7 protein-coding genes and 2 rRNA genes (1 of these 9 running past the window's edge) are annotated in these 12,320 nt (G+C 44.4%); 5 read left to right on the plus strand and 4 right to left on the minus strand.

Features of this window, described 5'->3' with window-relative positions:
* From DESMER_RS00740 to DESMER_RS00750, 3 genes are all read left to right on the plus strand, one after another.
* A 23S ribosomal RNA gene (locus DESMER_RS00740) occupies positions 1-2,522 on the plus strand; it begins 390 nt to the left of the window's first position.
* 102 nt (positions 2,523-2,624) lie between these two features.
* Positions 2,625-2,740, plus strand: a 5S ribosomal RNA gene (rrf, locus tag DESMER_RS00745).
* Positions 2,741-3,198: 458 nt separating this feature from the next.
* The gene (locus DESMER_RS00750) at positions 3,199-4,896 is read left to right on the plus strand and encodes a long-chain-fatty-acid--CoA ligase (protein ID WP_014901151.1); all 1,698 of its coding nucleotides are present in this window, start codon (positions 3,199-3,201) and stop codon (positions 4,894-4,896) included.
* A 208-nt stretch (positions 4,897-5,104) separates the two neighbouring features.
* Here DESMER_RS00750 and DESMER_RS00755 read toward each other — a convergent pair whose 3' ends face one another.
* The 4 genes from DESMER_RS00755 to DESMER_RS23880 all read right to left on the minus strand — a co-directional run bounded on the left by DESMER_RS00755 (position 5,105) and on the right by DESMER_RS23880 (position 8,927).
* Complete coding sequence (locus DESMER_RS00755) at positions 5,105-6,949, minus strand: carbohydrate-binding domain-containing protein (RefSeq protein ID WP_014901152.1); 1,845 nt, start codon at positions 6,947-6,949, stop codon at positions 5,105-5,107.
* A gap of 11 nt (positions 6,950-6,960) precedes the next feature.
* Positions 6,961-7,650, minus strand: coding sequence for a DUF4956 domain-containing protein (locus tag DESMER_RS00760; protein ID WP_014901153.1), 690 nt, complete (start codon positions 7,648-7,650; stop codon positions 6,961-6,963).
* 23 nt (positions 7,651-7,673) lie between these two features.
* Positions 7,674-8,414 (minus strand): polyphosphate polymerase domain-containing protein, encoded by a 741-nt coding sequence (locus tag DESMER_RS00765; RefSeq protein ID WP_014901154.1) that lies wholly within the window; start codon positions 8,412-8,414, stop codon positions 7,674-7,676.
* 375 nt (positions 8,415-8,789) lie between these two features.
* Entirely contained in the window at positions 8,790-8,927 is a 138-nt protein-coding gene (locus DESMER_RS23880) for a hypothetical protein (RefSeq protein WP_169315531.1), read from the minus strand.
* 214 nt (positions 8,928-9,141) lie between these two features.
* On the opposite strand from DESMER_RS23880, the gene nrdR reads away from it, so the two are divergent.
* Together nrdR and DESMER_RS00775 are read left to right on the plus strand one after the other, a co-directional pair.
* Positions 9,142-9,627, plus strand: a complete 486-nt coding sequence (nrdR, locus tag DESMER_RS00770) for a transcriptional regulator NrdR (RefSeq protein WP_014901155.1) — start codon at positions 9,142-9,144, stop codon at positions 9,625-9,627.
* A gap of 26 nt (positions 9,628-9,653) precedes the next feature.
* On the plus strand, positions 9,654-12,059 hold the full coding sequence (locus tag DESMER_RS00775; protein WP_042334154.1) for a vitamin B12-dependent ribonucleotide reductase: 2,406 nt from the start codon (positions 9,654-9,656) through the stop codon (positions 12,057-12,059).
* Positions 12,060-12,320: the final 261 nt, after the last annotated feature.

Raw genomic sequence — 12,320 nt, forward strand, 5'->3', positions numbered from 1 at the left:
TCTGTGAGGGAATCCTGAGTACCGCGGGACACGTGAAACCCCGTGGGAAGCAGGGAGGACCACCTCCCAAGGCTAAATACTACTTAGCGACCGATAGCGAACCAGTACCGTGAGGGAAAGGTGAAAAGCACCTCGGAAGAGGAGTGAAAAAGAACCTGAAACCGTACGCTTACAAGCAGTTACAGCACAGTTATGTGTAGTAGCGTGCCTTTTGTAGAATGAACCGGCGAGTTACGGTATGTAGCAAGGTTAAGGTGAGAAGCCGGAGCCGAAGCGAAAGCGAGTCTGAAGAGGGCGCAAGTTACATGCTGTAGACCCGAAACCGTGTGATCTACCCATGGCCAGGGTGAAGGTGGGGTAAAACCCACTGGAGGCCCGAACTCACTGTCGTTGAAAAGGCAGGGGATGAGCTGTGGGTAGGGGTGAAATGCCAATCGAACACGGAGATAGCTGGTTCTCCCCGAAATAGCTTTAGGGCTAGCCTCAATTGATGATCGATGGCGGTAGAGCACTGAATAGGCTAGGGGCCTTACCAGGTTACCGAACCTTATCAAACTCCGAATGCCATCAGATTTAGATTGGGAGTCAGACTGTGGGGGATAAGCTTCATAGTCGAAAGGGAAACAGCCCAGACCATCAGCTAAGGTCCCCAAGTATACACTAAGTGGGAAAGGATGTGGAATTGCACAGACAACCAGGATGTTGGCTCAGAAGCAGCCACCATTTAAAGAGTGCGTAATAGCTCACTGGTCGAGTGGTTCTGCGCCGAAAATGTAACGGGGCTCAAGTGTATCACCGAAGCTATGGCTTGCAAGAATACTTGCAGGGGTAGGGGAGCGTTCTATCAGCCGAGAAGTCAGACTGTAAGGTCTGGTGGAGTGGATAGAAGTGAGAATGCCGGTATGAGTATGCGAAAAGGAAGGTGAGAATCCTTCCCGCCGAAAATCTAAGGATTCCTGGGGAAGGCTCGTCCGCCCAGGGTAAGTCGGGACCTAAGCCGAGGCCGAAAGGCGTAGGTGATGGACAACTGGTTGAGATTCCAGTACCACCTAGAAATGTTTGAGCAATGGGGTGACACAGAAGGATAGGTTAAGCCAACCGTTGGTTGAGTTGGCCCAAGCGAGTAGGAGGTAGGGTAGGCAAATCCGCCCTGCGAGACTCTGAGACGTGATGGGGAGCGAAAATTAGTAGCGAAGTAACCGACTCCAAGCTGTCAAGAAAAACCTCTAGTGAGTGACTAGGTGCCCGTACCGTAAACCGACACAGGTAGATGGGGTGAGAATCCTAAGGCGCGCGAGAAAACCCTCGTTAAGGAACTCGGCAAAATAGCCCCGTAACTTCGGGAGAAGGGGCGCTCTTGGCAATAAGAGCCGCAGAGAAATGGTCCAGGCGACTGTTTAACAAAAACACAGGTCCCTGCTAATCCGAAAGGAGATGTATAGGGGCTGACACCTGCCCGGTGCTGGAAGGTTAAGAGGAGAGGTTAGGGGCAACCCGAAGCTTTGAATTGAAGCCCCAGTAAACGGCGGCCGTAACTATAACGGTCCTAAGGTAGCGAAATTCCTTGTCAGGTAAGTTCTGACCCGCACGAAAGGTGTAACGATCTGGACACTGTCTCAACGAGGGACTCGGCGAAATTGTAATACCCGTGAAGATGCGGGTTACCTGCGACAGGACAGAAAGACCCCATGGAGCTTTACTGTAGCTTGACATTGGATTTTGGTATAAAATGTACAGGATAGGTGGGAGACTAAGAAGCTAGGGCGCCAGCCTTGGTGGAGTCAACGGTGGGATACCACTCTTTTTGTACTGAAATTCTAACTAGGTCCCCTGAATCGGGGATTAGGACAGTATCAGGTGGGCAGTTTGACTGGGGCGGTCGCCTCCTAAAGAGTAACGGAGGCGCCCAAAGGTTCCCTCAGCGCGGTTGGAAATCGCGCGAAGAGTGTAAAGGCAAAAGGGAGCTTGACTGCGAGACCTACAAGTCGAGCAGGGACGAAAGTCGGGCTTAGTGATCCGGTGGTACCGAGTGGAAGGGCCATCGCTCAACGGATAAAAGCTACCCTGGGGATAACAGGCTTATCTCCCCCAAGAGTCCATATCGACGGGGAGGTTTGGCACCTCGATGTCGGCTCATCGCATCCTGGGGCTGTAGTAGGTCCCAAGGGTTGGGCTGTTCGCCCATTAAAGCGGTACGTGAGCTGGGTTCAGAACGTCGTGAGACAGTTCGGTCCCTATCCGTCGCAGGCGCAGGAAATTTGAGAGGATCTGTCCCTAGTACGAGAGGACCGGGATGGACGAATCCCTGGTGTACCAGTTGTCTCGCCAGAGGCATAGCTGGGTAGCTATATTCGGAGCGGATAAGCGCTGAAAGCATCTAAGCGCGAAACCGACCTCAAGATGAGATTTCCCACAGCGAAAGCTGGTAAGACCCCTGAAAGATGATCAGGTTGATAGGCCAGGTGTGGAAGCACGGTGACGTGTGGAGCTGACTGGTACTAATCGGTCGAGGGCTTGACCTAAATCGAGACGCTAGGTGAGTGGCTCAAATTCTTAGACAATACTAGATAGACTCTGTGCAGTTTTGAGAGAACAGCAATCGAAAGAAAGCGATATCTCAGACATCTGGTGATTATGCCGGAGGGGTTCCACCCGTTCCCATACCGAACACGGAAGTTAAGACCTCCAGGGCCGATGATACTTGGGGCATAGCCCCTGGGAAAGTAGGTCATCGCCAGGTAACACACAAAGAAAGACCATCTCTGAATGAGGTGGTCTTTCTTTATATGTCATCCTTCCACCTCATCTGGAGTGTCTTAAATTCGCCCACGTGGGCGAATTTGGGGAGCCGAGATTCCACCGGTTCGAGATCCACACTGCAGGAGAATGCGTCTCGGGACGCAGTGTGGCGAAAAGCTCGTCCGCTTTTGTATCGCCAGGTAAGCCAGGGGAAGACCATTTCTAACGAGATGGTCTTCCCCTGGCTTTTATATCTTTAGGTTTAAGACTAAAAGTTGATGTAAACCAACTCAAATTCCTACTGCATTTTATTTAATGAAGGGAAATATAGATCACGGCAATTAATATTTTGAATAATATAAAAATACAGAATATTAAAATAATATATATAAATGAATGGAGCGATGTGCTAGAATATGTAAAACAAATGAATCCGCATTCAAGAAGGGGGAGACAGACATGGAAGAGTCTATCGTAGAGAGATCTTGGTTTCGTTTTTATGAGCCTAATGTTCGAAAACGGTTAGAAATTCCTGAACTTACTTTGATGGGGATGTTTAAGCAAACAAAGTTGAAATTCCCGGATAATCCGGCATTAATATTTGGAGGAAAGACCACTACCTACGCAGATATGGATATATTCATTGAACGCATGGCTAAAATGCTAAAGCAGAGAGGGGTAAAAAAGGGAGATAGAATTTCTATATATATGCCTAATAGCGCCAATTGGGTTATCTCGTTCTTTGCAATCCAAAGACTAGGGGCAATAGTTGTTCAGACTAACCCCCTTTATGTCGAAAGTGAATTAAAAGCTTTATTGCAGGACTCCGGCGCTATGGGTATAATCTCCATTCCCCAACTCTTGCCGCGTATTATGAAGATACAAGAGGAAGTGGGATTAGAACTAATAGCCTTAGACTTCCTAAAAGCTTTCCATGGCTTAGGGGGCTTAGGATTAGCAGATAATCCATTATATGAAGACATAGAGAAACAACTTTCAGATCCCTGCTGGGATGAATTAGAGTCTCTACCCTGGGTGGGTGAAACTGAGGATCTGGCAGTTTTACAGTATACAGGTGGAACAACAGGAACAGCAAAGGGAGTTATGTTAACACATCATAACCTAGTAGCTAATGCTTTACAAGCCTGGGAATGGATTGATGGACAAGAGGGAAAGGAAAGAGTCTTAACGGTTCTTCCACTATTTCATATATACGCCTTAACAGCATGTATGAATTTTTCAGTATTATCCGGAGGGGTAATGATTATCGTACCGAAGTTTGATATTGATATTGTCCTTCAACACATTAATGACTATGGACCTACGTTTTTTCCGGGAGCTCCCACTATGTATGTAGCCGTAATAAATCATCCGCGAATCAAGGAATATAAGGTTTCGTCTATTCGCTGCTGTCTAAGTGGGTCAGCACCGCTGCCTAAAGAAGTAGCAATTCGATTTGGGGAATTAACGGGTGGCAGGTTAGTTGAAGCCTATGGATTATCCGAGGCAGCACCTGCAACACACTTGAATCCGATTTTTAATTCAAGGGTTGGCTCAATCGGGGTTCCGGCACCTAATACTGATTCCAAAATTATGGACTTAGAGACAGGCGAGCAAGAGCTTCCCCCGAGAGAAATTGGAGAATTGGTGGTTAAGGGTAATCAAGTTATGTTAGGGTATTGGCAAAGACCGGATGAAACAACGGATGTATTAAGAGATGGGTGGCTATATACAGGAGATATTGCCTATAAAGATGAAGACGGCTTTTTCTATATTGTTGATCGGAAAAAGGATATGATTATTACGGGAGGTTATAATGTCTATCCTCGCGATGTAGAAGAAGTACTCTATACTCACCCGGCTGTAAGAGAAGCTGTGTGCGCCGGAATTACTAATCCCTATTGGGGAGAAATGGTTAAAGCCTATATTGTTATTAAAGAAGGATTAAGTGTAACAGAGGAGGAAATTTTAAACTATTGTAAGAGTAAGCTTGCAGTCTTTAAAATTCCGAAAGCCATTGAATTTCGTGAAAGTCTACCGAAGACAGCTGTTGGTAAAGTTTTGCGCCGCTTTTTAGTGGAAGAAGAAAGAGAAAAAATGCGAGAAAAGGAAATGGCAGAGGTGACAGCTCAGGGAGAAATTGCCGTAAGCATATAAATAGCTTCTCTTAATTGCTTTACTATCAGGATTATTTGATAGATTCGTATATACGAGCTAAGAGGCAAAGGACTTTAGGTATTCATTTACAATGGTGAATCTTATTGAACCTTGGTAAAGCCGAAATTAGCCTTAAAGTTACGATAACTGAGAACGGTCATGACCATAAAGATAGTCATGACCGTTCTCTTACTGGTACTTGAGGATATCACTGAGGAAGTTTGTCACTGGGAGGCATTCCACTATCATTAGGAGGCATTCCGTCCTCACGAGGGGGCATGTTGCCTGCGCCGCCGAATCCTTTGCCACCACCGGGGCCGGCGTTTTGGGGTTTAGTAGTTACACCTGATTCTGTTAGATAAGTTAGAGAATCTGAAAGTGTAACCTCAACAATTTGATGGTCACCACTATAGAGGGTATAGGTTGAGCCTACCGTTAATTTGGGAGAGGATATTGCCACAGAGCTATATTGCTTTAAAGGAATATAGGCTACAACAGTACTTCCATCTTTATCTTTGAGGGTTATTGGGGTTCCGGCAGCTTGCGCGGAGGTGTAATACATCAGGATTGAAGGTTGAGTATTGGTGTTTGGAGCTTGTGCCATTCCAGAACTGCCGGATGCCACGAGAGTTCCGCCACTTATGGCAAAATTACCGTCATAATCAAGAGAACCATTGCCATTACCTGTTGGACCATCTACGTAGACAGTACCCCCGGTCATGTTTACACTGCCATTAGAATCTAATCCGTCTCCGTTGGCGTTTAAGGTGACTTCGCCACCGGTGATAGTCAAAACCCCAGTCTTGCTATTGACGTTGATTCCGTCATCTGTAGAGGTCGCGTTAATCTTTCCACCATTTACTGTGATATTTGAGCTCTCCAAACTCTCATAGGAGTTCTTGATAGTGATTTCACCAGCAGTTATTTGTAGATTGTTATCAGCATGCAGACCATCATCACCACTTTGTAAGGTCAGAATCCCACCGTTGATAATTAAGTCGTTATTGCTGTGTAATGAATCCTCATAGGATGAGACACTGATATTGCCGCCATTTAGGAGAATGCCTTGACCGGCTTTTAAACCTTTTTTGCTTTCCTCGTCCTGGACACTATCTGTAGTGGAGGTGTTGGCCTTTTGATCGGGAGGAGCACCAAAGTCATTGCTGCTGTTTATACTTTTACCCGGATAACCACCGCCGGAGGTTAGCTGGAATGTGCCAGCATCAATCTGCACAAGTCTTGCTGCTTGCATCCCATCATTTGCCGCAGCAATAGTAAACTGTCCGTTTTCGACGACTACATTTCCTTTATCTTCATCAGTTTCATTGGTAGAGCGAATTCCGTCTTTGCCAGCGGTTATAGCAAAGGTCCCATTTTTAACACCTACACTGTCCCTGCCGACAATTCCGTCAGCCTTGGAGGTTACAGTCAAAGATCCATCAGTTATTTTCAAGTCATCCTTACTGGTAATTCCATCATTATAGTCAGCGGTAACTGCTAATTTGCCGCTTCCGGTGATTGTAAGATCGGACTTACTAAAGATTGCCGCGGAGGGTTCGCCATCCTCATTCACTACGTACTCGCTTCCGCCGGCAACAGAATTATCTGTGTCATTTTCCAAGAGAATAACCGCTTTCTTAGCGTTCTTAACGTAGATTGGAGCGCTTGTTTGACTTTGGATTGCTGCCCCATTTAATACAAGAAATACAGTTCCATCATCGGTATCTCTGTTTACATCCACAACAATACTCCCATTGGTCAAAGAGCCGGTGATTTCATAGACGCCGGATTTGGAGATAGTAACAATTGAACCTTGGACGTCCAGACCCTCTCCGTTAACTGTTGCCGAGCTGCCGTTTAAATCGATAGTTTTATAGCTGCTATTTTTCCAGTCGAAATAAAAATCGTCATCAGCATAAGTTACAGAAACCGGATTGATTGCCGAGGTAGGGCTGACCGTTTCAACGGCAGAGCTTTCTTTCGTGGAAGCACATCCCGCAAGGCCGGTTACTAAAAGGGCCAGGGCTAGAACAATACTAAGTGGTTTTTTCATAATGAACTCCTTTAAGCGTAGATTTTATCGTCTAATTGATGACAGGTTAAGGCGATGTTCAGATTACCATTACGGCATCTCAATTCATCAAGGAATGACTTTTGATTAATGGCCTGTTTTAAGTTGATGTTATAGACAACTTCAAAAAGAGTTCCAAAGTCTTTAGTTTTAACTCGATTCATAACCCAAGAATCCGTATATTGATTGAGAATGTCATCGAATAATCCTTGAAAGTTTAGATTTTCTGGCACAACAATTTTTAATTGCATGGCATTGGCTTTGGGATTTGCAAAATCTGTGTAATAAAGGATTACCATGACCAAACAGAGAATGAAGGCAAACATGGCTGCGTAGACAATATAACCCATCCCACAGGCCAAACCTATGGCTAGAGTAAATAGCACATAAGCAATATCTTTAGGTTCACCGGGGGCACTTCTAAAACGAATAAGGCTAAAGGCTCCCGCTAAACTGAAGGCTCTGGCCACGTTATTCCCAATCAATAAAATAATGATGGAAATAATAGCAGGCAACATAATCATGGTTACTGTAAATCCGGCAGAATAGCCTTGCTTTTTGTGGGTGTGGATATAAACTAAGCTGGTGAATAGACCCAGGAGGAGTGCTGAACACAAAACAGCTAGTGAGTTTGTTAGGGTAAGAGAATCTCCCGCTGAGGAGGATAGTAAGGTTTCGAACATAGCATTGAAGCTCCTTCCAACTATTAATAATTAGCACAAAGGCTTGGGTTAACAAGGGTGCAATAATTCTCGTACTCTTTGCCGTATTTTGAGAAGTTAGTCTTATATAGTCTGAGACCGGATAAAGTACGGGATAGCCAAATAGGTACGGCGCCGGAGAGTTTGACTTCCATTAAATACTGCCCTTTTTCTAATAAGGGGGTTCCATAACTGGGTAGTTCGAGAAATAAGTCATCTCGTCTGGAGCAGACGTTGTAGTCAAAAGTCACTCGAAAGTCTTTATCATCTTTTCCAAAGTAAGCTAGCCGCTTATAACTAATGTAAGCTGCCGGACTTACCTGATTGCGACTTAAAAAATATTCAATTTCGCTAGCGACCTGCTTATTAAGCTTTGGAGAGGAAACTGGGCATTTACCTAGCCGAACAAAATCATAGGCATCTTTTAAAGTTAAGACAACACGTCTCTTGTTGACGATACCACCGATTTTCTTTTTGAGCTCTAAAAATACCTGGTCGTTAAATGAGGTTGGAATAGTATAGCTTCTTAAGCGAAGCTTTTCCTTATAATAGGGTTTGGACAGAGAATGCCGAATGAGATTACTGTCATGTGTATCGTAATAAATATTATAAATGTTGTACTCTTTCCCCTCTTGGCAATGGGCATCAGGAACCATGTATTCCAGCAAAAGTGGGATAAGAGTATCCAACTGTGCCTGATCCAGCATGAATTTCATTTCATATCGCTTAAACGTCGTTATAGCCATTTGCATCCCTCCTAATTACTTAGGCCCTTTCAGCAAATACCGCTGTGCCTGATTTGTAGTATATAGTTACTTTCTGAATTAGACCTGATGGCTGGCTGAATATATGCTTAAAATAATCGACAGGCTGACAACTCCTGAGGTTTGCTAATCTCCCCTTAGCTTCTAGGGAACGTTAAGGTTTAACTGCACACACAAATATGAATAGAAAAAATGACGTGCAAGATTGTAACACTTGCACGTCATTTTTGAAAATTTATGGTATAGTATTTGGCTTAAGAATGATTGTTCCAGTTAAAGAACGGGTTTAAATATAGATGTTAAATATGAGAAGATGAGTTTTAAAAATAACTCAAAGGTGCTTGAAGAAGTGTGAAGTTACTTCTTGGATCGTAACGCTTCCTCTTTTGAAAGCCCATGCCCATCTCTGGAATCCATACTTGGCTGATCCTCAGGGCGGGAGGGAATTGGCTTAGTACTTGGATTGGCTTCTCTTTCCGGAAATTTTTTAATCACGGTAATAATCACTCCTTCTAATACTATTAGAACTATTTATCTACAAACTTATTTTGCCCTTTTTGCTAAAGAAATACTGGTTTTTTGACTAAATCTACGGAAAATACCTGGTTTCAGAGAAAAAGTTCTAAGACGAGCCGTCTAATCGGACAGGTTGACACACAACATATAGTGTGATTAAATTATATAAGTACTATATATTGGGGGTGGTGCTATGCACTGTCCATTCTGCGGATACGAGGACACGAAGGTTCAGGATTCACGTCAAGTTGAAGAAGGGACGGCGGTTCGGAGACGCAGGGAATGTGAACGATGTATGCGTCGGTTCACCACATTTGAAAAGTTCGAGGACTCTCCACTTGTCGTTGTGAAAAAAGAAGGTCGACGTGAAGGATTTTCCCGCTCAAAAATGATGGCCGGTATGCTCAGAGCTTGTGAAAAAAGACCGATTTCTATCGAGGAAATTGAAGAAGCTGCCTACGCCATTGAGAAGAAGTTACGCAATTGCCATGAGCGGGAAGTATCAAGTTCCGAAGTAGGGGAAGCGGTTTTGGAACAGTTATTTAACATGGATGAAGTCGCCTACATACGTTTTGCGTCTGTTTATCGACAGTTTCAAGACATCCAACGATTTATGGAAGAGTTACATGAACTCATTGAAAAAAGGGGATCTATCAATAAGAGAGATCAGCCTAAGTAGTGATAAGGAAAGTTGGGGATTTTAAGTTGAGTTTCGAAGGACAAGCACCAAAAAAATGGCCGAAGGCTAATTTAACGCCGAATGCACGAGTTGTATTGGCAAAGCGATATTTAAAACAAGAAAATGGACAAGTAGTAGAATCTGCCGAAGATATGATTTTTCGGGTGGCTAGTGTAGTCGCTCGTATTGAAGAAGAAATGTATGGCAAAGGCAAAGAAGAGGTTCAGTCCTTAGCCAAAGAATTTTATACAATGATGGCCAACCTAGAGTTTATGCCCAACTCACCGACCCTGATGAATGCCGGGCGAGACCTGGGTCAGCTAAGTGCCTGCTTTGTCTTACCCGTTGAAGACAGCATGGAAGAAATATTTGATGCTATTAAAAATGCTGCCATAATTCATAAATCCGGTGGTGGAACCGGTTTCAGCTTTTCTCGTTTACGTCCTAAAAACAGCATGGTTCGTTCAACCGGTGGAGTAGCCTCCGGCCCGATTTCTTTTATGAAAGTGTTTAATTCAGCAACAGAAGCAGTTAAGCAGGGTGGCACGCGACGGGGAGCCAATATGGGAATTCTGCGCGTCGACCATCCTGATATTGTAGATTTCATCCAGTGTAAAGAAGACAACAAGGAAATTACCAACTTTAATATTTCTGTTGGGGTAACAGAAGAGTTTATGTCCGCCGTCCGGGAAGGGCGTCCTTATGATTTGATGGATCCTCATACAGGAAATCCAGTTGGACAACTGTCTGCTCCGGAAATCTTTAATAAAATTGTAGAACATGCTTGGAAAAATGGAGAACCCGGTGTTGTTTTCTTAGATCGCTTGAACCAAGGAAATCCTACACCCTTACTCGGAAAAATCGAAGCAACCAATCCTTGCGGTGAGCAACCCCTGCTGCCCAATGAGGCCTGCAACTTAGGCTCGATTAACCTGAAGCTGATGGTCACTGAAAAAGAGGGAAAAATGGTGATCAATTGGGAGCGTTTAAGTCAGGTAACTCGACTGTCGGTTCGCTTCCTGGATAACGTGATCGACGCCAATCAGTATCCTTTGGAGATAATTGATAAAGTGGTAAAAGGGAATCGTAAAATCGGCCTGGGCGTCATGGGATTTGCAGACATGCTTATCCTGCTTCAAACTTCATATGCAACTGAAGAAGCGGTGGAATATGCTGAAAAGGTTATGAATTTCATTCAAACTGAAGCTCGTATTGAGTCCCAGCGCTTGGCTGAAGAACGGGGAACCTTCCCGAACTATGAAGGTTCAATTTATGATGGGTTCATGAAGTTGAGGAATGCTACCCTGACAACGATTGCTCCTACAGGAACAATTTCCATGATTTGTGCTGCTTCAAGTGGGGTAGAGCCTTTGTTTGCCGTGGCTTATACCAAAACCGTAATGGATGGAACTGCACTGGTGGAAGTGAATCCTCTCTTTGAGGGATTCGCTAAAGAATATGGTTTCTATTCGGAAGAACTAATGCGAAAGATTGCAGACAGGGGAACAGTCCTGGGTCTGCCTGAGGTTCCTAACTGGGTACAGGAGGTCTTTACCACAGCCCAAGAGATTGCCCCTGAATGGCACATTCGAATTCAGGCGGCCTTCCAGAAATATACGGACAATGCAGTCTCCAAAACCATTAACTTTGCTAATTCAGCCACCCAGGAAGAAATAGCTGAAGCCTATCGACTGGCCGATGAACTTAACTGTAAAGGGTTAACAGTTTACCGCGATGGCAGTCGTGAAGAGCAAGTGCTTTCTACGGGTACCAGCTCAGCACAATCCTCGGAGGACAAGACCACTGCGGTTAAAGATCTGCAGGCTTCAGAACAGCTTTCTGCACCGAAGAAACCCTTTGTCCCTGAGGTGAATACAGTGGTTCCCCGCCCCAGACCGACAACAACCATAGGGGTAACAGAAAAGATAAAAATCGGTTGCGGAAACCTCTATGTAAGTGTTAATGCCGATGAAAAAGGGATTTGTGAAGTGTTTACGAATACCGGTCGGGCAGGTGGTTGCTCGTCCCAATCCGAGGCTACTGCTCGTTTGATCTCGATAACCTTACGGTCAGGTCTGTCTGTCGATGCAATTACCGAGCAGATTAAAGGGATTCGCTGCCCGGCCTGCATGAGACGGGAAGGGGTTAATGTTACATCCTGCCCTGATGCCATTGCCCGAGTTATTAGAAAGTATAGTGATGTGGGGATTAACTTTAGTACGGTCAAGCTTGGAACGCATGAACAAGTACCTGCGCCTGAAAAGACGAATGTTGCAGCAGGACAGGGAAATCCTGCCCCAGAGAAAGCTGCTGTTAAAAAAGCTCGTGCTAGCGTGGCTCCGGGAAATGCTTGCCCAGAGTGTGGAATGTCGATTAATCATGAGAGCGGTTGTGTAGTGTGTACCCATTGTGGATATTCGAAGTGTGGGTAAGAGTGGTGATTGCTGATAATAAAGTTTGTCACTATTGGACAGCTGATATTGACCTCTTTGAAAAATTAATAATTATCTAGACTAACCAAAACGCATCTTAGCCAATAACTGAAATATTACGGTTATTGGCTTTTTTTTATTATCTCTGTAGCAATTTTGTCTATTAGGCGAAGTTAGAATTAATGAAACATATTATGTATTTTAGTTCATTTTTAACAACGTAATTTTTCTATTAGTGATCATTCATCTAAATTAATATTT

Source organism: Desulfosporosinus meridiei DSM 13257, from assembly GCF_000231385.2.
Taxonomy (GTDB): Bacteria; Bacillota; Desulfitobacteriia; order Desulfitobacteriales; family Desulfitobacteriaceae; genus Desulfosporosinus; species Desulfosporosinus meridiei.

Bases quoted from the DNA above. Each gene is read 5' to 3' on its own strand.
- DESMER_RS00750 (WP_014901151.1), top strand. From the start codon at position 3,199: ATGGAAGAGTCTATCGTAGAGAGATCTTGGTTTCGTTTTTATGAGCCT.
- DESMER_RS00755 (WP_014901152.1), bottom strand. From the start codon at position 6,949: ATGAAAAAACCACTTAGTATTGTTCTAGCCCTGGCCCTTTTAGTAACC.
- DESMER_RS00760 (WP_014901153.1), bottom strand. From the start codon at position 7,650: ATGTTCGAAACCTTACTATCCTCCTCAGCGGGAGATTCTCTTACCCTA.
- DESMER_RS00765 (WP_014901154.1), bottom strand. From the start codon at position 8,414: ATGGCTATAACGACGTTTAAGCGATATGAAATGAAATTCATGCTGGAT.
- nrdR (WP_014901155.1), top strand. From the start codon at position 9,142: ATGCACTGTCCATTCTGCGGATACGAGGACACGAAGGTTCAGGATTCA.